At 73.1% G+C, this 19,150-nt stretch carries 17 protein-coding genes and 2 pseudogenes; 9 read left to right on the forward strand and 10 right to left on the reverse strand.

Features of this window, described 5'->3' with window-relative positions:
• Position 1 precedes the first annotated feature (1 nt).
• Entirely contained in the window at positions 2-1,354 is a 1,353-nt protein-coding gene (locus GVV04_RS02335; protein WP_235965536.1) for an NAD(P)/FAD-dependent oxidoreductase, read from the forward strand.
• Positions 1,351-2,052, forward strand: coding sequence for an aspartate/glutamate racemase family protein (locus tag GVV04_RS02340; RefSeq protein ID WP_161684061.1), 702 nt, complete (start codon positions 1,351-1,353; stop codon positions 2,050-2,052). Before GVV04_RS02335 ends, GVV04_RS02340 begins: the two co-directional genes overlap by 4 nt.
• 395 nt (positions 2,053-2,447) lie before the next feature.
• On the opposite strand, the gene GVV04_RS02345 is transcribed toward GVV04_RS02340, so the two are convergent.
• The 6 genes and pseudogenes from GVV04_RS02345 to GVV04_RS02365 form a co-directional block, all read right to left on the reverse strand.
• The gene (locus tag GVV04_RS02345) at positions 2,448-4,292 is read right to left on the reverse strand and encodes an IucA/IucC family protein (protein ID WP_407938753.1); all 1,845 of its coding nucleotides are present in this window, start codon (positions 4,290-4,292) and stop codon (positions 2,448-2,450) included.
• Between the two features lie 114 nt (positions 4,293-4,406).
• Positions 4,407-4,883 (reverse strand): annotated as a pseudogene (locus tag GVV04_RS34670) (GNAT family N-acetyltransferase); the annotation flags it as partial.
• On the reverse strand, positions 4,880-6,175 hold the full coding sequence (locus GVV04_RS02350) for a lysine N(6)-hydroxylase/L-ornithine N(5)-oxygenase family protein (protein ID WP_161684063.1): 1,296 nt from the start codon (positions 6,173-6,175) through the stop codon (positions 4,880-4,882). The pseudogene GVV04_RS34670 and the gene GVV04_RS02350, both read right to left, overlap by 4 nt.
• A 44-nt stretch (positions 6,176-6,219) precedes the next feature.
• The gene (locus GVV04_RS02355; protein WP_161684064.1) at positions 6,220-7,758 is read right to left on the reverse strand and encodes a pyridoxal phosphate-dependent decarboxylase family protein; all 1,539 of its coding nucleotides are present in this window, start codon (positions 7,756-7,758) and stop codon (positions 6,220-6,222) included.
• 134 nt (positions 7,759-7,892) lie between these two features.
• Entirely contained in the window at positions 7,893-8,750 is an 858-nt protein-coding gene (locus GVV04_RS02360; RefSeq protein ID WP_161684065.1) for a siderophore-interacting protein, read from the reverse strand.
• A 3-nt stretch (positions 8,751-8,753) separates the two neighbouring features.
• Positions 8,754-9,785, reverse strand: a complete 1,032-nt coding sequence (locus tag GVV04_RS02365) for an ABC transporter substrate-binding protein (RefSeq protein WP_161684066.1) — start codon at positions 9,783-9,785, stop codon at positions 8,754-8,756.
• A gap of 64 nt (positions 9,786-9,849) precedes the next feature.
• On the opposite strand from GVV04_RS02365, the gene GVV04_RS02370 reads away from it, so the two are divergent.
• Genes GVV04_RS02370 through GVV04_RS02380 form a run of 3 tightly spaced genes read left to right on the forward strand, consistent with a single transcriptional unit; the run spans position 9,850 to position 12,826 of the window.
• Positions 9,850-10,962 carry a FecCD family ABC transporter permease gene (locus GVV04_RS02370; RefSeq protein ID WP_407938743.1) on the forward strand — a complete coding sequence of 371 codons (1,113 nt, stop codon included), beginning with the start codon at positions 9,850-9,852 and terminating at the stop codon, positions 10,960-10,962.
• Positions 10,959-11,984 (forward strand): FecCD family ABC transporter permease, encoded by a 1,026-nt coding sequence (locus GVV04_RS02375; RefSeq protein WP_161684067.1) that lies wholly within the window; start codon positions 10,959-10,961, stop codon positions 11,982-11,984. The genes GVV04_RS02370 and GVV04_RS02375 overlap by 4 nt, the downstream gene beginning before the upstream one ends.
• 29 nt (positions 11,985-12,013) lie before the next feature.
• A complete protein-coding gene (locus GVV04_RS02380) occupies positions 12,014-12,826 on the forward strand; it encodes an ABC transporter ATP-binding protein (RefSeq protein ID WP_161684634.1) in 813 nt (270 codons plus the stop codon).
• A 275-nt stretch (positions 12,827-13,101) separates the two neighbouring features.
• Here GVV04_RS02380 and GVV04_RS02385 read toward each other — a convergent pair whose 3' ends face one another.
• Positions 13,102-13,800, reverse strand: a complete 699-nt coding sequence (locus GVV04_RS02385) for a hypothetical protein (RefSeq protein ID WP_161684068.1) — start codon at positions 13,798-13,800, stop codon at positions 13,102-13,104.
• A gap of 381 nt (positions 13,801-14,181) precedes the next feature.
• Here GVV04_RS02385 and GVV04_RS02390 point away from each other — a divergent pair, with 381 nt between their 5' ends.
• The 3 genes from GVV04_RS02390 to GVV04_RS02400 are packed head-to-tail and all read left to right on the forward strand — an operon-like array spanning position 14,182 to position 16,447.
• The gene (locus GVV04_RS02390; protein WP_161684069.1) at positions 14,182-14,568 is read left to right on the forward strand and encodes a GntR family transcriptional regulator; all 387 of its coding nucleotides are present in this window, start codon (positions 14,182-14,184) and stop codon (positions 14,566-14,568) included.
• Entirely contained in the window at positions 14,565-15,455 is an 891-nt protein-coding gene (locus tag GVV04_RS02395; protein WP_161684070.1) for an ABC transporter ATP-binding protein, read from the forward strand. The genes GVV04_RS02390 and GVV04_RS02395 overlap by 4 nt, the downstream gene beginning before the upstream one ends.
• Positions 15,452-16,447 (forward strand): ABC transporter permease subunit, encoded by a 996-nt coding sequence (locus GVV04_RS02400; RefSeq protein ID WP_161684071.1) that lies wholly within the window; start codon positions 15,452-15,454, stop codon positions 16,445-16,447. Before GVV04_RS02395 ends, GVV04_RS02400 begins: the two co-directional genes overlap by 4 nt.
• A gap of 114 nt (positions 16,448-16,561) precedes the next feature.
• Here GVV04_RS02400 and GVV04_RS02405 read toward each other — a convergent pair.
• The 3 genes and pseudogenes from GVV04_RS02405 to GVV04_RS02420 all read right to left on the reverse strand — a co-directional run.
• Positions 16,562-17,250, reverse strand: a pseudogene (locus tag GVV04_RS02405) (SDR family oxidoreductase); the annotation flags it as partial.
• Positions 17,133-18,305, reverse strand: coding sequence for an AMP-binding protein (locus GVV04_RS02415; protein WP_201752796.1), 1,173 nt, complete (start codon positions 18,303-18,305; stop codon positions 17,133-17,135). The gene GVV04_RS02415 and the pseudogene GVV04_RS02405, both read right to left, overlap by 118 nt.
• A 59-nt stretch (positions 18,306-18,364) precedes the next feature.
• On the reverse strand, positions 18,365-18,610 hold the full coding sequence (locus GVV04_RS02420; protein ID WP_161684073.1) for an acyl carrier protein: 246 nt from the start codon (positions 18,608-18,610) through the stop codon (positions 18,365-18,367).
• A 116-nt stretch (positions 18,611-18,726) separates the two neighbouring features.
• Here GVV04_RS02420 and GVV04_RS02425 point away from each other — a divergent pair, with 116 nt between their 5' ends.
• Positions 18,727-19,080 carry a hypothetical protein gene (locus GVV04_RS02425; protein WP_161684074.1) on the forward strand — a complete coding sequence of 118 codons (354 nt, stop codon included), beginning with the start codon at positions 18,727-18,729 and terminating at the stop codon, positions 19,078-19,080.
• Positions 19,081-19,150: the final 70 nt, after the last annotated feature.

Here is a 19,150-nt window from a genome sequence, read left to right on the forward strand (position 1 = left end):
AATGTCGACGACGCCCGCGCCGCGCCCGAGCGGCGACGAACCCGCGCCGCGCCCGAGCGGCGACGAGCCCGACGTGCTGGTGGTCGGTGCGGGCATCGTCGGCCTGTTCTGCGCCTGGTTCCTGGCCCGCGACGGCCACCGGGTCACCGTCGTCGACCGGGGCGAGGTCGGCGACCCGGCGGCCTGCTCCTCGGGCAACACCGGCTTCGTCGGCACCCAGGGCTCCGCGCCGCTCGCGGAGCCCGGCGTGCCGGCCAAGGGCCTGCGCTACCTGCTGAACCCGGAGAGCCCGTTCCACATCCGGCCCCGCTGGGATCCGGCCCTGCTCGCCTGGCTCTGGCACTTCCGCCGGGTCTGCACCGAACACGACGCCCGGGCCGCCTTCGACGTCCTGCTGTCGCTCAAGCAACGCAGCCTGGCCATCCTGCACGAGGTGTGCGCGGCGGGACCGCTCGCCGACACCCTCACCGCCCAGGGCATGCTGCTGGCCTGCAAGACCCCGGAGGGCTTCGAGCAGGCCCGCCGCTCGGTGCCGGCGGCCGTCGCCCGGGGCGTGCCGCTGCGGGTGCTCGAACCCGGCGAGCTGGCCCGCCTCGAACCGGGCGTCGAGTTCGACGTGGCCGGGGCGCTGCTCAACGCCGAGGGCGCCGCCCTGCGCATCCCGGCGTTCCTCGTCGAGTTCGCCCGGGTGCTGCGGGGCATGGGTGTGGACATCCGCACCCACACCGAGGTCCTCGACTTCGAGGTGGCCGGGGACCGGGTCCGGGCCGTGCGCACGAGCCGGGGGGACCTGCGCCCGGCCGAGGTGGTGATCGCCGCGGGGATCTGGTCCGTGGCCTGCGCCCGCAAGCTCGGCCTGGAACTGATGCTCCAGCCGGCGAAGGGCTACGCGGTCACCGTCGCCGCCCCGGAGACTCCGCCCCGGCTGCCGATCCTGCTCAGCGAGGGCAAGGTCGCCGTCATGCCGCTCGGCGACCGGCTGCGCCTCGCCGGCACCCTGGAGCTGACCGGAATGGACACCTCCGTCTCGCCCCGGCGGGTCGACGGCATCGCGCGCACCGTCCGGTCGTACCTGCCGGGGCTGGACACCGACCGCCGGGTGCAGGTGTGGAGCGGGCTGCGCCCCTGCACCCCGGACAGCCTGCCGCTGCTCGGCCGCGCCGGGGCGTACCGGAACGTCTGCGTGGCCGCCGGGCACGGCCACATCGGGATGGGCCTGGCGCCGGCCGGGGGGCGGCTGATCGCCCAGCTCGTCGGCGGCGTCCGCCCGGAGCTGGACCTGGCCCCCTTCGCCGTGGACCGCTGGCGGCGCCGCTTCCCGCGCCGCCGCCCGACCCCTGGGAGTACGCGATGACCGACGACGCCCCGATCGGGGTGCTCTGCCTGGACACCTCGTTCGAGAAGATCCCCGGGCACATCCGCAACCCGGCCACCTTCGACTTCCCGGTGCGCTACCGGGTGGTCGAGGGGGCGACGCCGCAGCGCCTGGTCCGCGAGGCCGACCCGACGCTGCTGGAGCCGTTCATCGCGGCGGCGAAGGACCTGGAGGCCGCCGGGGTCGCCGGCATCACCGGCGCGTGCGGCTTCCTGGTGCTGTTCCAGGCCGAGCTGGCCGCCGCCGTGTCGGTGCCGCTGTGGTCGTCCAGCCTGGTCCAGCTCCCGATGGTGCACCGGATGGTCGGGCGGCCGGTCGGGCTGCTGGTCGCCGACGAGAACGCGCTGACCCCCCGCCACCTCGCCGCGATCGGCGCGGAGTCGGTGCCGGTGCGGGTCACCGGCATGGCCGGCCAGCCGGAGTTCCGCGAGGTGATGCTGGAGGGCCGCCGCGACGCCCTCGACGCCGACCGCCTCGGCCGGGAGGTCCTCGACCGCGTCGACCGACTCGTCGAGGCGCACCCGGACCTGGGCGCGCTGGTTATCGAGTGCACGGACCTGGTGCCGTTCGCGCACGCGATCCAGGCCCGGCTGGGGCTCCCGGTCTTCGACATCGTCACCCTCACCACGATGCTGCACGCCACACTCACCCGCCGCCCCTACCCCCACCACCCCTGACCCACACCTCCGCACCCCACACCCCACACCCCACACCCCCACACCTCCGCACCCCGCACCTCCGCACCTCCGCGCCCTGCGCCTCCGCGCCTCCGCACCTCCGCGCCCTGCGCCTGCTCGCAATTTCACGGAAAGAGTGGTCATTCCGGCCGAGATGGCCACTCTTTCCGTGAAAGAGCGGGCGGGCGGCGGGCGGCGGGCGAGCGGCGGGGCGGCGGGCGAGCGGGCGGGCGGGCGAGCGGGCGGGCGGGCGAGCGGGCGAGCGGGCGGGCGGGCGAGCGGGCGGGCAGGTGGGCAAGCGGGCGAGCGGGCGGGCGGGCGGGCAGGTGGGCAAGCGGGCGAGCGGGCGAGCGGGCGGACAGGTGGGCTGGCTGGACCCGCCGCGGCATGCGGGGTCAGGGACGGTGGGCGTACGGGGCGATGGGGTTGGCAAGGGTACCGGCGAACTGGAGCGCCGCCGACGGGTCGGACAGGTCCACCATCTGCTCGTTGTTGCGCAGCTGGAGCCGGTTGAGGCAGGAGTGCGCGAACTCCGGGGCGAACAGGTCGTACCGGCGCAGCCGGTCGGCCAGGTGCGGCACCCGGCCGGCGTAGTCGGCCGCGCAGTCGGCGACCATGCGCCAGAACTCCTCCTCGGTGAGCAGCCCCGCGTCGGTGAACACGACGTTGAGGTGGCGCAGGAAGCAGGAGAACACGTCGGTGAAGATCGACAGCAGCTTCTCGTCCTCGGGGATGGCGGCCCGGACGCGGTGCACCGCCTCGGGCAGGTCGGCGTCCGGGTCCATCACCACGATCTCCTCGGCGATGTCCTTAAAGATTGCCCGCTGCACCGCCCCGCCGCGCAGCACCAGGATGACGTTCTCGCCGTGCGGCATGAACGCCAGGTCGTACGCGTAGAGGGAGTGCAGCAGCGGGACGAGGTACGCGTCGAGGTACTGGCGCAGCCAGGCCCCCGCCGGCAGGCCCGACTCGGCGACCAGCGCGGCGGCGAACGACTCGCCGGCCGAGTCGACGTGCAGCAGCGACGCCATGGTGGCCAGCCGACACCCCGGCTCCAGACCGGGGACGGGGCTTTCCCGCCACAGCGCCGCCAGCATCTTCCGGTACGGGGAGTACCGGTCGGTTGCCGCCTCGAACCGGCGGTTGCGGTACCCGATCGCGGCCCGCTCCCGGATGATCGTCAGCCCGGTGGCCCGAAGCACCTCGTCGCGCTCGATCAGGTCGGCGAGCCAGTCGTTGATGGCCGGGGTGGCCTCCATGTACGCCGCCGACAGCCCTCGGATGAAGCCCATGTTCAGCACGGACAGCGCGGTCTTGACGTAGTGCCGTTCGGGGCGGGTGACGTTGAAGAAGGTGCGCACGGACTGTTGGGGAAGGTACTCGTCCGGGCCTGGGCCGACCAGGACGAGGCGGCGCTCGGCCACGTCGGCGGCGAACGTGACGGCGAGCCGGTTCCACCACTGCCACGGGTGCACGGGGATGAACAGGTAGTCGGCCGGGTCGAGTCCGAGCCTGGTCAGCGTGGCGGCGAAGCCGGCCAGCGCGTCCTCGCCCAGCTCCTCGCGCAGCAGGGCGTCGGCGTCGGTGTCCGTGGAGCAGGTGAAGGTGGTGTGGTCGCGGTGCGCGGCCAGCCAGAGCAGCCGCACGGGCCGGCCGACCTCCGGGGCGTACCGGTGGTATTCGTCGATGCCGAAGCCGATCCGGCCGTTGTTGGCGACGAAGCCCGGGTGGCCCTCGGTCATCCGGGTCTCGATGGTCTGGAAGTCGGCGCGGGCCAGTTCGGCGGCGCCGATCTCCGGCCGGTCCAGCTTGTACGCCCACCCGGCCAGCGTGGAGGTGATCTCCTCCAGGTACACGGGCAGCACCCGGTCGGTGAGGCCGAGCGCGCCGCGCAGCTCCACGCACAGGTCGAGGGCGTCCAGGGGCAGCTCCGCGCCGTCGCGGCGGCGGGTGATGCTGTCCGGGTCGATCCGCCAGTGGTCGAGGGCGAGCCGGCGGGCGGCGAACCGGTAGGTCACCGTGCCGTCGTCGCTGGCCACCTCGTACTCGGCCGGCTCACCGGGGGCGGGGGTGACGGGCTCGGGGGTGACGGGCTCGGGGGTGACGGGCTCGGGGGTGACGGGCTCGGGGGTGAGCAGCCGCTCGTGGGCGAACTCGGCGAGCGCCTTGCGGACCAGCAGCCGGTTGGCCCGCGCCCAGGTGTCGGGGGTGAGGTGGGCGACGGCGTCCTGGGGGTCCACGGTGGTCGGTCCTTCGCTGCTGGTCGGGGCCGGGCCGGTGGCGGCGGCGAACTGGGCGCGGGTGCAGAAGCTGAGCAGGGCCGTCTTGGCGGGCAGGGCGAGGGGCCCGGCGGGGACGAAGCCGACGGCCGCGTTCAGCGCGTGTACGGCGGTGTTGCGCACGTCCGGCTCGACCACCACCCGGCGGTGCGCCGGGTCGGCGAACAGCCAGTCCATGACGGTGGTGATGACGGCCCGGGTGAAGCCGGAGACCGGGGTGTCGGCGGGCGCGCAGAGGAAGTGCATGCCGACGTCGCCGGGGCGGGCCGGGTAGCGGCCGGCCAGCTCGACCCGCGCCGGGTCGTACCGCTCGACGAGGAAGGCCGGCTCGCCCCGCCACAGCCCGACGAACGCGTCGTGGTGCTCCTCGGCGGCGATGCGCGCGTACTCGGCGGCGACCCGGGCCAGGTCGGCGTCGGCCATCAGCCAGAACGCGGCCTTCGGGTGGGTCACCCAGGAGTGCAGCAGCGCGGCGTCGGCGACCGGGTCGAGGGTACGCAGGGCGAAGTCGCCCAGCCGTGGGTCGGTGCGGGTGTGCACGACCTCGGTCACGCCCCCACCCCCGCCGGCACGCCGAACTCCTGGAACGCGATCCGCCGCTCGACCGGGTAGTGCTCGCGGCCGAGCAGCTCACGGATGATCACGGCGTTGCGGTACGGGCCCATGCCGAGGTCGGGCGAGGTGACGCTGTGGGTGTGGGTGCCGGCGTTCTGGAGGAACACCCGGCCGGCGTGGTCGACGCTGTAGTCGCGGGCCACGTCGAACCGGCCGTGGGTGTCGAAGCGCAGCAGGTGGCGCACCGGGTCGAGGAAGTCCGGCACCGCGTAGCGGTATCCGGTGGCCAGCACCAGGCCCTCGGTGGCCAGGGAGAACTCCCCCTCCTGCTCGACGTTGCGCAGCCCGAGGGTGTACTCGCCGGTGGCCGGGTCGTGCCGGGCGCCGGTCACCTCGGTGTTGGTGAGCAGCCGGGTGTCCACCGGCCCGGGCACGCTCTTGGCGTAGAGCAGGTCGTAGATCTCGTTGATCAGGTCGGCGTCGATGCCCTTGAACAGCCCCTTCTGCTCGGCCTCCAGCCGGTAGCGGGTGGGCTCGGGCAGGGCGTGGAAGTAGTCGACGTAGTCGGGGGAGGTCATCTCCAGGGTGAGCTTGGTGTATTCCAGGGGGAAGAACCGGGGCGAGCGGGTGACCCAGTTCAGCCGGTAGCCGTACGTGTCGATGTCGCCGAGCAGGTCGTGGTAGATCTCGGCGGCGCTCTGCCCGGAGCCGACCACGGTGACGCTGTTCTTCTCCCGCAGGGCGGCCCGGTTCTCCAGGTACGCCGAGGAGTGCACCACGTCGCCGTCGAGCCCGGCGCAGGCGGCCGGGACGTGCGGCGGGGTGCCGGTGCCGAGCACCAGGTGCCGGGCCCGGTGGGTGACGGTCTCACCGGTGGCGGTGACGGTCACGTGCACGGTGAACAGGTCGTCGGCCTCGTCGTGGGTGACGGCGGTGACCAGGTGGCCGAAGCGCACCCCGGCCAGCTTCGCCGCCGCCCACCGGCAGTATGCGTTGTACTCGCTGCGCAGCGGGTGGAACCGCTCGCGGATGTAGAACTGGTACAGCCGCCCGGTCTCCTTGAGCCAGTTCAGGAAGGAGTACGGCGAGGTGGGGTCGGCGAGGGTGACCAGGTCGGCCAGGAACGGGGTCTGCAACCGGACGGCCTCCAGCAGCATCCCGGGATGCCAGTCGAAGGAGTCCCGGGCCTCCAGGAACAGGCAGTCCAGGTCGGTCAGCGGCTCGGTGAGGCAGGCCAGGCCCAGGTTGTACGGGCCGAGTCCGACGGCGATGACGTCGTGCGTGGACATGGGTTCGCTTTCTGCGCGGGGGCGGGGGGTGGGCACGTTCGCGGTCAGCCGACGGGACAGGGGGTGACGGCGGTGGCCCGCTCGTGCACGTACCGGCCGGCGTGGTCGGCGATGAGGTCGACGACGTGCGCCACGTCGTCCAGCGTGGTCTCGGGGTTGAGCAGGGTGAACTTCAGGTACTGCCGGCCGTCGACCTTGGTGCCGGCGACGACGGCCGCGCCGGAGGCGGCGAGGGCCCGGCGGGCGTACCGGTTGGCGTCGTCGGCCAGCACGGCCGCCGGCCCGGTGGGCAGGTAGCGGAACACCACGGTGCTCAGCGCGGACCGGGTGACCACCTCGAAGCGGGGGTCGCCGGCGAGCAGCCGCCACGCCCCGTCGGCCCGGTCGATCACCTCGTCGAAGAGCGCGCCGACCGCGTCGGGGCCCATCATCCGCAGGGTGAGCCAGAGCTTCAGCGCGTCGAACCGGCGGGTGGTCTGGAGGCTCTTGTCGACCTGGTTGGGCAGCTGTTCCCCCGTCGTCCGGGGGGCCGGGTTGAGGTAGTCGGCGTGGTAGGTGGCGTGCCGCAGCGCCTCGCCGTCGCGGACCAGCAGGGCGCTGGAGGAGACCGGCTGGAAGAAGGACTTGTGGTAGTCGACGGTCACCGAGTCGGCGCGTTCGATGCCGGCGAGCAGGTGCCGCCGGGTGGGCGAGACCAGCAGCCCGCAGCCGTACGCGGCGTCGACGTGCAGCCGGACCCCGGCGGCGGCGCACCGGTCGGCGATGGCGTCGAGGGGGTCGATGGAGCCGAAGTCGGTGGTGCCGGCGGTGGCGACGACCGCCATCACGGTGAGCCCGTCGGCGTGGCAGCGGGCCAGCTCCGCGCGCAGGGCGTCGGGGCACATCCGGCGGTCGGCGTCGGTGGGCAGGGCGATCACCGCGTCGGCGTCGAGGCCGAGCAGGGTGGCCGACTTCTGCACGCTGAAGTGGCCGGCGCCGGAGGCGATCACCCGCAGCCGGGGCAGCAGGTCACGGCGGGGCGTCGCACTACGGGCGAACGCCTCCTCCCGGGCCAGCAGCAGGGCCTGGAGGTTGGACAGGGTGCCGCCGCTGGTGAACACCCCGTCGGCGGCGGGGCCGAGGCCGATCCGCTGGGCCGTCCAGTCGATCAGGCGGCGCTCGATGAGGGTGCCGCCGGCGCTCTGGTCCCAGGTGTCCAGGGAGGAGTTCACGGCGGTGAGCACGGCCTCGCCGAGCAGCGCGGGGATCACCACCGGGCAGTTGAGGTGGGCCAGGTAGCGGGGGTGGTGGAAGTAGACCGCGTCGCGCAGGTACACGTCCTCCAGCTCGTCGAGGGCGGCGGCCGGGTCGGCGAGCGGGCGGTCCAGGTCGACGGCGGCGACGGTCGGCGCGAGCGCGGCCGGGGTGACGCCGGTGAACGGGCGGTCGGTGCGGGCGATCCGGGCGCTGACCCGGTCGATCCCCTCGGCCAGCACCCGCCGGTACTGCTCGGCGGTGCCGTTGGTCAACAGGTGGGCGCGGGGGCCCGCCGGAGCGCCGGTGGCGGGCGGCACGTCGGGAGCGGGACGACCCGGGATGCTCATGCGGTTCCTCGACGGTCGATGGGACTCGGGGCCGGCGGTGCTGCGGGGACGGCCGGTGACCCCGGCGGGCGGGGCGCTCGGGGCCACGGTCGGACGGTCGGTGACCCCGGCAGGCGGGGCGCTCGGCGTCAAGGTCAGGCCGCCGCGGCGGCGGGGGCCTCGCCGCGCAGGGCGTCCTCGGACACGCCGCACCGCCAGTAGCCGGAGAAGGCCACCCGGCGGCGGTCGGTGCCGCGCTCCTGCACGAGGTGGCGGCGCAGTCCACGGACCGTGGCGGACTCCCCGGCGAGCCACGCGTACGGGACGACGCCGGGCAGCCGGGCCGCGCGGACGGCGTCGCGCAGCAGGCCGGAGCCGGGCGGGGTGGTGCCCCGGACCAGCCAGGTCACCTCTACCCCGGGCGGGGCGGGCAGGTCCTGGATGTCGGCGACGTGCGGGACCTCGATCCAGGCGCGGGCGCGGGAGCCGGCGGGCAGCCACTCCAGGATGGACCCGACGGCCGGCAGCGCGGTCTCGTCGGCGGCGAGCAGCATCCAGTCGGCGTCGACGGGTGGCCGGAAGCAGACGGCACGGTTGTCGGCGACGGTCGGGCCGAGCAGCAGCACCTGGTCGCCGGGGCGGGCCCGGCCGGCCCACCGGGAGGCGGGGCCGGTGTCGCCGTGGCCGGCGAAGTCGATGTCCACCTCGCCGGCCTCGGGGCGCTGGGCGCGGACGGTGTACGAGCGCATCACCGCCCGTACGGCCGGGTCGAGGGCCCGCCACCGCCCGAACCAGTCGTCACCGGCGTCGACCGGCACCACGGGGGCGCTCTGGCCGGGGTGGGGCAGGAAGAGGTTGACGCTCTGGTCGCGCCCGCCTCCGGCGAAGGCGGTGAGCTGCGGGCCGCCGAGGGTGATCCGGGTCATGGTCGGGCCGAGGGGGCGGGCGTGCACGACCTGCGCCTCGTAGAACCGGAATCGGGTGGCGACCGGGTCGAGGGTGGCGTTGGCCACGACTCAGCTCACCTTCTTGGCGGTGGCGATCGCCTTGGCGAGGTTCTCCAGCAGCGGGGCCGCGCCGGCGTACGAGAAGCGCGGCACGGCGTCCCACGGGGTGACCTGGTTGGCCTTGACCGCCGGGAGCTGGGCCCAGGTGGGCTTCTTGGCCATGTCGGCCGGCTGCAGGGCGGTGGCGCGGTTGTCCAGCAGGATCAGGTCGGCCGGGAACTTGCCGGCGTTCTCCCAGCTCAGGGCCTCGAAGTAGTCGCCCTGCTCCAGCTTGGTCGGCACCACGATGTCGACGCCCAGCTCGGCGAAGTACATCAGGTCGGTGCTGACCTTCGGGTTGGAGGCGTAGAACAGGTCTGGGCTGCCGGACGCGGCGAGCACCTTGATCCCGGGGTTGGCCTTGACCGCCTGCCGGACGGACTCGGCGGCGGCCTCGAACCGGGCCTTCGCGTCGGTGACCTTCTTCGCCTTCAGGTCGGCGCCGAGGGACGCGGCCAGCTCGGCGTACCGCTCGATCGGGCGGTTCATCGGCACCCGGGCGGTCTTGATCGCGACGGTGGGGGCCAGGCCGAGGATCTTGTCGCGGCTCTCGTCGGGGACGTACCAGAAGGCGCCCGGGTCGTACATGTGGGTGACCAGCAGGTCGGGGTTGAGCGCGGCGTACTTCTCGATGCTGAACTCGCCCCAGACGTTGCCGAGCACGCCCACCTTGGTCACGTCGAGGTCGCCGGCCTGCGGCTCCTTCGACCCGTCGGCGCGGGTGGTCTCGCCGAAGACCCCGACGATCTGGGCGTCGAGCCCGAAGTCGACCAGGGCGGCGGCGACGCCGGTGAAGGCGACGACGCGCTTCGGGGTGGCGTCCCGGGTGACCTTCTCGGGCCGGTCGTCGGTGAACGACCAGGGGCCGCTGTTGGCGGCCGGCGAGGAGGCTTCGTCGTCCTTGCCGCCGCAGCCGCCGAGCAGCGCGCCGAGGGCGAGGGCGCCGCCGGCGGAGAGCAGGCCTCGGCGGGTCAGGCGCGGACGGGACACGGGTACGGGCATGACGACTTCTTTCACTCCGGGGTGGTCTGATGACCAAGGGCGAGGTTAAGTTACCCTAACCTAAGTGCTTGTCAACAGCGTCGCCGGTCGATTTCCACCCACACAGGAGCTCGCACTGTCCGTCATCGACTCGTCGCCGACCGCCCTCGCTCCGGCGGCGACGCCCCCACCCCCGCCGCCCCGCCGCGGCCGGCCGGCGGCCCGCCTGGCCGGGCTGCTGGCCGCGTTCCTGCTGCTGGCGGCCGTGGCCGCGCTCAGCCTCGCGGTCGGCGCGAAGCAGCTCACCCTCGCCGAGGCCTGGCAGGGGCTGTGGGACGCCAACTCCCCCGAGCACGCCGTGGTGCGCCAGATGCGGCTGCCGCGCACCCTGCTCGGCCTGCTCGCCGGCGCGGCGCTCGGGGTGGCGGGCGCGGTCATGCAGGCGGTCACCCGCAACCCCCTCGCCGACCCCGGGCTGCTCGGCATCAACGCCGGCGCGTCGGCGGCCGTGGCCACCGCCGCCGCGTTCCTCGGCGTCACCGGCGTCGACGGGTACGTCTGGTTCGCGCTGGCCGGCGCGGCGGCCGTCACCGCCCTCGTGTACGCCGTCGGCGGCGGCCGGGGCGCCACCCCGGCCCGGCTGGCCCTCGCGGGGGCCGCGCTCAACGCGGCCCTCTACTCGTACGTCAGCGCGGTGATGCTGCTCGACGCGGCCTCACTGGAGAAGATGCGATTCTGGACCGTCGGCTCGCTGGCCAGCGCCGACCTGGCGACCGTGGTCCGGGTGCTGCCGTTCGCGGCGGTCGGGCTGGTGATCGCCCTCGCTGCGGCCCGGCCGCTCAACGCCCTCGCGCTCGGCGACGACCAGGCGCGGTCCCTGGGCGCCCGGCCCGCCGCGACCCGGGCGGCCGTCGTCGTGGCGGTGACCCTGCTCTGCGGCGCCGCGACGGCCGCCTGCGGGCCGCTGGTCTTCGTCGGGCTGCTCGTGCCGCACCTGGTCCGCGCCCTGACCGGGCCTGACCTGCGCTGGCTGCTGCCGGCCTGCGCGCTGCTGGCGCCGGTGCTGCTGCTCGGCGCCGACGTGGCCGGCCGGGTGCTCGGCCGCCCCGGCGAGATCCAGGTGGGCATCATGACCGCCGTGCTCGGCGGCCCGCTCTTCCTGCACCTGGTCACCCGCACCCGGGCGGTGCGGTCGTGACCGTCGTACGGGTGCGCCACTGGTCGGTGCGGTTCCGGGCCCGGGCCCTGCTCGTCGGCGTCGGCTGCGCGCTGGCCGCGCTGGCCCTGGGCGTGCTGTCGATCGGCGGCGGCGACTACCCGATGAGCCCCGCCGACGTGCTGCGCACCCTCACCGGGGGCGGCACCCCGGCCGAGGACTTCATCATCGGCGAGCTGCGGCTGCCCCGGCTGGTCACCGCCCTGCTGGTCGGGGCCGCCCTCGCCCTGGGCGGCGCGGTGTTACAGGCCCTCGTGCGCAACCCGCTCGGCAGCCCCGACATCCTCGGCGTCACCCAGGGCGCGGCCACCGGCGCACTCGTCGTGGTGGTGGTCGGCGGCAGCACCCTCGCCCTGGCCGGCGCGGCCGTGGTCGGCGGCCTGGCCACCGGCCTGCTGCTGTGGGCGGTGGCCTGGGCGCGCGGCGCGCACGGCCACCGGCTGATCCTCGCCGGCATCGGCGTCGCCGCGATCCTCACCGGCGTCAACGGCTGGCTGCTCACCCGCGCGCAGCTCATGGACGCCGCCCGCGCCGTGCTCTGGCTCACCGGCAGCCTCGACGGGCGCGGCTGGGCGCAGGCCGTCCCGCTCGCCGTCACCCTGGCGGTGCTGGTCCCGGTGGTGCTGTTCGGCTGCGGGCCGGCGCTGCGGATGACCGAGCTGGGCGACGACACCTCCGCCGCGCTCGGCGTGCCGGTGCGGGGTCTGCGCACGGTGCTGCTGGTCGCGGCGGTGCTGCTGGTCTCCGTCGCCGCCGCCGCGGCCGGGCCGGTCAACTTCGTCGCGCTCACCGCGCCGCACCTGACCCGCCGGCTGACCCGCGCACCCGGCCCGAACCTGGCCGCCGCCATGGCGCTCGGCGCGGCGATGCTGGTCGCCGCCGACCTGGTCGCCCAGCGCGCCTTCACCGGCCACCAGCTCCCCGTCGGCGTGGTCACCGGCGCGCTCGGCGGCGGCTACCTGGTGTGGCTGCTGGCCACCGAACGCAAGGCGGGCCGGCTGTGACCGGCGACCTGAAGACTGGAGCACCCCTGATGCAGCCCGGCACCCCACGGCTCAGCGGCGACGGCCTGACCCTCGCGTACGACAAGCGGACCATCACCGAGGGGCTCAGCGTCGCCGTCCCCGACCGGTCGTTCACCGTCGTCATCGGACCCAACGCCTGCGGCAAGTCCACCCTGCTGCGGGCCCTGGCCCGGATGCTGAAGCCGGCCGCCGGCACGGTGCTGCTCGACGGGCGGGACATCCACGCCCAGCCGGCCCGCAAGGTCGCCCGCACCCTCGGGCTGCTGCCGCAGTCGTCCACCGCCCCCGACGGCATCACGGTCGCCGAGCTGGTGGCCCGGGGCCGGTACCCGCACCAGGGTCTGCTGCGACAGTGGTCCCGCGACGACGAGCGGGTGGTCGACGAGTCGATGGCCGCCACCGGAGTGGCCGACCTCGCCGACCGGCTGGTCGACGAGCTGTCCGGCGGGCAGCGGCAGCGGGTGTGGATCGCCATGGCCCTGGCCCAGCAGACCGAGCTGCTGCTGCTCGACGAGCCGACCACGTTCCTCGACATCGCCCACCAGGTCGAGGTGCTCGACCTGTGCGCGACCCTGCACGAGGAGCAGGGGCGGACGCTGGTCGCGGTGCTGCACGACCTCAACCAGGCCGCCCGGTACGCCAGTCACCTGATCGCGATGCGCGACGGTGCCGTGGTGGCCGCCGGGGCGCCCCGGGACATCGTCACGGCCGAGCTGGTGGAGCGGGTGTTCGGGCTGCCCTGCCGGGTCATCGACGACCCGGAGACGGGCGGGCCACTCGTCGTCCCGGCCGCCCGGCGACCGGCGGCGGCACGCCGCTGAGCAGTCGCCGGTCGCCGCCCGCGACGCCGCTCCACGCCCCCGGGCGAGGATGTGCGAATACCAACCCCTTGTCAGGCTGGCTGATGTCTCCGACCACCGCGCCGGCAGTTCGCGTGCCCTGCGGTGAATGTGGGGCGATTCCGGCTGGATACGGTTCGCGACGAGCCCGGGAAGGCATGTGGGGTGACTCTGGCTTCAGCGCGGCCGGCCGAACCCTGACGCTGGAGACTTCGGGCAAGTCACTTCCCGGGCCCGCAGCCAACCAGGCTGAAGCACTACTCTCCCCCGCCCCCATTTAGCACAGAAGGGTGCCTGCTCAGTCTGGCGAACCACAGGTAGGCGGCGACAAATAACATCAGAGTCACCGATATGCCCAGAGAAGCGGCGGCCGTGATGGTCGAAATTCTCGGATCCTTGAACAGGATGACGAATATGTATATTTGAAAGCCCGCGAGAGCGGCGGTGCCTGCCCAAGCGTCAACCATTCTCACCGCCTGATGCAAGCGGTCAACTCCAGGATGCTCATTCACGTCGAGACGTGTTGGGCTGGCATGAGTCGACATCGGGCCTCTCCATGGGCTGAGCAGAGGTATCAGCCCGGAGTCCTGCCAGCTCGGCAGGTGCCTACCGACCACCTCGTGGAAGATGCGGCGATAGAAGGTGGAGAGCCGCAGGACGGTGACGGCGCGAAGAACCATCAGCATCATGGCGACTGGGATAATGAGCCTCAGGGGTGAGATGTCATGGATTTTCATTCCCAGCAGCTCGGCTTCCAGGAGCTTGCTGTGCGTCAGGATGATAAATAGAGCCCCGAGGCCGGCTCCACGTAATACTGCTCGGCTGGCGTCTCGCCCCTGGTCCTCCTGAATCTGCAAGAGGCGCGACAAGAAGAAGCGTAGATCATCTTTGTCAACGTCATCACCATCAAGGAGCTTTGCCGCCCGCTGCTCAATCGAAAGTTCATCCACAGACATGCATGTTATCGGGTGCGGACAACGGTAGGGCACGGCGCGCGCCTGCGATCTAGGCTGCGTTCCGCACCCCGTAACCGTAGGCACCGTTGGACTGGCCGCCGTCACCAACCAACACACCAACGATCATCCATCAGACCATCCACCCATCGGCATGACAGCGCTCTCGACTGGCCGCTGCCGGGCGGGGGCGTTGGGAGCAGATTGGGAGCAGCGGGGCGCTCCCAATCGGCGCTGAATGGCGTTCAACCCGCGTGAGCTGCTCCGATTCCCGAACCCTGAGCCCTCCGGCGCGACTCCCAGCTGGAACCCAGCAGCGCGAGCCTTGACGCCACCCGCCCGCCGCGTTCTATAGTCCTACGAGACTAGAGGAATGCGGGAGACATGATCGAGTTTCATCTGGACGGTCGCTCCGGCGTCGCGCCCTACATGCAGCTGATCCGGCAGGTGCGCCACGCCCTGCGCCTCGGACTGCTGCGCGAGGGTGACCGACTCCCGACGATCAAGGACGTGGTCGCCTCCGTCGCGATCAACCCGAATACGGTGCTCAAGGCCTACCGGGAGCTTGAGTACGAGGGCCTGGTAGCCGCCCGCCCCGGTGTCGGCACCTTCGTGGCCCGCACGCTCAACGACGAGGCCGCCGCGGTCGAGCCGCTGCGCGAGGAACTGCGGGCCTGGCTGCGCCGGGCGCAGGCGGCCGGGCTCGACGCGGAGAGCATCGAGGCGTTGTTCGCGACCACCTTCCGCTCCCAGTTTCAGGAGTCCGCATGACCGACCCGGTGTTGCAGGCCGACGGCCTGACCAAGCGCTACGGGCGCCGCGTGGCGTTGGCCGACTGCACCGTCGACGTGCCGCCCGGCCGGGTCGTCGGGCTGGTCGGCCCGAACGGCGCCGGCAAGACCACCCTGCTCCAACTCACGGTGGGCATGCTCACGCCCACCGCCGGACGGATCACCGTGCTGGGCGGCCGCCCCGGCGACGGACCGGGCCAACTGGCGAAGGTCGGCTTCGTGGCGCAGGACGCGCCCACCTACGCCGGCCTCTCCATCGCCGACCACCTGCGCTTCGGCGCCCGCACCAACCCGCGGTGGGACCAGGCGCTGGCGGATGAGCGAATCGCCCAGCTCGGCCTGGACCCGGCGCAGAAGGCGGGCCGACTCTCCGGTGGCCAGCGCGCCCAGTTGGCGCTGACCATGGCCGCAGCGAAGCGTCCCGAGCTGCTGATCCTGGACGAGCCGGTGGCCAGCCTCGACCCGATCGCCCGGCGGGAGTTCCTGCGCGGCCTGATGGCGCACGCCGCCGAGCACGGCAGCAGCGTGATCCTCTCCTCTCACCTGGTGTCCGACCTGGAGCGGGTCTGCGACTACCTGATCGTGCTGACCGCGTCCCGGGTCCGCGTCGCCGGCGACATCGAGGAGCTGATGGGCAGCCACTACCGGCTGACCGGCGCCCGCCGGAACGCCGCGGACCTGCCCGCCGGCGCCGAGATGATCGAGCACAGCTTCACCGAACGGCAGTCCACGTTCATCGTGCGCAGTGTCGTGCCGATCGAGGACACCTCGCTGACCGTCGAACAACTCACCCTCGAAGACGTGGTCCTGGCCTATCTGTCGCGCTCCATCGAGGCGCACCGGCCCGAGTTGGAGATCTCCCGATGATCTGGTTCACCTGGCGCCAGTTCCGCACCCCGGCTGCTGTCGCCGCGGTCGCTCTGGCCGTTCTCGCCGCCGTGCTGCTGGTCAGCGCCAACACCATCACCGACCTGTACGCGGGCGTAGCCGCCTGCCAGGGCGACTGCGGCAACGCCATCGAGGCCTTCCTCACCCGGTTCGACAACAGCGCCGGCGGCACGATCTACTACGTCACGCTGGCGATCATGTACGCCGCACCACCGCTGATCGGCATCTTCTGGGGCGCGCCGCTGGTCGCCCGCGAGATCGAGGCCGGCACCCACCGACTGGCCTGGAACCAGTCGATCACCCGGTCCCGCTGGCTCGCCACCAAGCTCGGCCTGGTCGGTGCCGCCACCGCCGCCACGACCGGCCTGCTGAGCTGGGCGGTCACCGCCTGGGCGAGCCGGGTCGACAGCGCTGCGGCGGACCGGATCACGCCGCTGGTGTTCGGCGCCCGCGGCATCGTGCCGGTCGGGTACGCGCTGTTCGCCTTCACCCTCGGCGTCACCGTCGGGATGCTGATCCGCCGCACAGTCCCGGCGATGGCCGGCACGCTGGCGGTCTACACCGCCACGGTGGCCGCGATGCCGCTGTGGCTGCGTACCCACCTGGCGCCGGCCCGGCACGAGACGCCGCCACTGGACATGGACAACCTGGACGCGCTGATGATCGACCGGAGCCGCAACATGGTGATCGAGCCGAACGACGTGACCAACGCCTGGACGATCACCAACCGCCCGATCACCCCGAGCGGCCAGGTCTTCACCGGGCCGTCCGACCCGGCCCGGTGCAGCCCCGACGCGCCGCACGGTTCGTGCGCCGACTGGGTCGGCACGCTCGGCCTGCGCCAGGACGTCGTCTACCACCCGGACAGCCAGTACTGGACGCTGCAGCTGGCCGAGACCGCCGTCTTCGTGGCCCTCGCCGCCGCGCTGGCGATCGTCAGCTTCTGGTGGCTCCGCCGCCGGCTGTCCTGACCGAGGGACCGGGTCACACCGTCCTGACCGGGGGCCGGGTCGCGAGCTCCGATCCGGCTGACACCGCCGGGTGAGCCACCAAGACGCGCATCCGCAATCGCTCCCCGGCCCGCATCAGCGCTCGACTGTCTCCGGGAGCCACCCTGTCCGGATGAAGTACCCGACGCAGGCACCGAACAACGCCTCGTCCACCTCCGGGCGGGACACGCCGGAGCCGGCCAGGGCGGCGTCGGTGGCGCTGGGGTCGAAGACCAGGCCGCCCTCCGAGCCGGCTCCGGTCAGCTCCGCGGCCAGCGTGCCCAGCAGCGGGAACGCCGCGTTGCCCGCGTCGGCGCCGATCCGGTCTAGCCACTCCCCCGGGTCGACCTCGGGCAGCGCGTAGCCTCTCGACCGCAGCCAGCCCAGCGCGGTGTCCAGCCGCAGCAGCCGCCCGGCGGCCAGGTGGAAGGTGCGGCCGGCCGCCGCAGGCTGCCGGGACAGGGTGACGATGGCGTCGCTGACGTAGTCCACGGGCACCAGGTCGAAGGCGGCGTCCACCCCGGCGGGCGCGGCCTGGGCCTGGACGCAGCCCTTGAGCAGCAGCCACAGGTACTCGCCGCGCTGACAGGCGCCGGTGCGGCTGTGCCCGGCGATCCGGGTGGGCCGGTAGACGGTGGCGGGCAGGGACCGGGCGCGGCGGCCTCGATCAGCCCTTCGGCCACCCACTTGCTCTGCGGGTAGCCGTGCTCCAGGGCCTCCGCCGGACCGGTGGGATGCTCCGGACCGATCGGGTGGTCCCCGTTCCCCGGGTACACGCCGACGGTGGAGACGTGGTGCACCGGCACGCTGCGGTGCCGGGCCGCCAGCCGCAGAATATCCCGGGTATCCGGCGTGCGGCGCTCTCGATCTCGCCCGGCTCGATCCGGTGTCCGGCGATCTTGACCTGGAAGTCGGTCCGGCCCCGGAAGTGCAGCACCCCGGCGGAGTCCAGGAAGCCCAGGTCCCCCGTCCGGTACACGCGCACGGGCGCCCCGCCGAGCGGGACGAGGGTGAAGGCGGCGGCAGTGGCATCGGCGTCACCGACGTAGCCGAGGGCCAGCCCCGCACCGGCGAGGCAGATCTCACCCACCGCCCCCGGCGCGGCGACCTGGTCCCCGTCCAGGATGTGCACGGTGGTCTCGGGCACCGGGACGCCGAGCGGGATGCCGCCCGGGCGATCGCAGTCCGCCGCGCTGACCCGGTGGGTGGTGGCGAAGACACAGCTCTCCGCCGGCCCGTAGCCGTTGATCAGGGCGCAGTCCGGGTACCGGGTCAGGAATCGCTCCACATGGGTGGGTGAGAGCCGCTCGCCGCCGGTGATGACCTGGCGCAGGCCGGCGAGGCAGGGGCGATCCGGGTCGTCCTCGTCGACGAGGAAGTTGAACAGCGAGGAGGTCAGCCAGGCGGTGTCCAGCCCGGTCGCAACGACGAGGTCGGCGAGGTCGGCGGGGAGGAGATAGTCCGCGTCCGCGATGACGCAGGTGCCACCGCTGGTCAGCGGGCCCCACAGCTCCAGGCTGAAGGCGTCCCAGGAGACCGGGGCGGCCTGCAGCACCACCCGGCCGGGCCCGAAGTCCGCGAAGCCGCGCCCGGGGAAGAGCCGGGTGGTCGCGTGGTGCGGGGAGAGGACGCCCTTGGGTACGCCGGTGCTGCCCGAGGTGAAGAAGACGGTGGCGGCAGCGGCGCTGTCGACGTACGCCGACGGGGGTGCGGCGTCGAGGGTCGCGTAGTCGACGCGCTCGTCGCGGTGGGCGAGCGCGATGGCGGAGGGACGCAGGCGAGCCTGGTGGGCCACCGCTTCGTGGATGAGCCGTGGAGCTGCGGGCAGGGGGTGCGGCACGAAGTTGACTCCCGAACGTCCGACAGGGATGGGGCGTCGCGCGAGATGGGGTGCGGTGCTCAGGCCCCGGTCGCCGAGATGACGTCGGCCAGGGTGTCGCTGTCGAACAGGACCTCCGGGCTGATGCGCACGCCCAGTTCCTTGCCGATCCGGGCGCAGATCCGCATGGCCTGCAGGGACGTGCCGCCGAAGTCGTAAAAGCTGTCGGCCGCCGCGACATGCGGCACCTTCAGCACGTCGGCGACGATGCGGAGGACGGCGTCGTGGCTACCGGTGCGCGGTGCGGGGATGTGCTGCTCGGTCAACGTCCTGTGCCCACTCTCGCCTCGGATGGGGGTCTCGCCGGAGCGATGCTCGAAAGCAACCGTAGTCAACCCTGCCGACCCCACGTCAACGAGCCCGCCGGCCTTACCCTCGCACCATGGCCAGGATTCGCAAGCGGATGATTCGCGTCGACGGCGTCGATTACCAATGGGTGGTCCGGCACGTCGACGCCGGTCACGTCGCAGTCATGGTCCGGCACATCGCGACCGGACGAGGCACGCAGTTGGAGGTCCAGGTGGCCTTCGACGACCCGTGGCTCAACTATGGACCGATCATCACCGCGCCGCCGGACCGGGTGGCCGAGGTCTTCGCCCTGGCCCCGGTCACGCCGCAGTTGGTCGCGGAACTGATCCAGGCGGCGCTCGCCGCAGGCTGGCAGGTTGATGGGGTCGGCGGGCCACTACGCTTCACGCTCAGCCGGGACCATGACCGGCTGGAGCCCGTGTCCTGACGACTACCAAACTGACAGGTACGGGTCCGGAGGCCGTTACGGCGCTTTTCGACTGGGGGTTCGGCGAGCT

This window comes from Micromonospora rubida, assembly GCF_009908295.1.
Lineage (GTDB): Bacteria > Actinomycetota > Actinomycetes > Mycobacteriales > Micromonosporaceae > Micromonospora > Micromonospora rubida.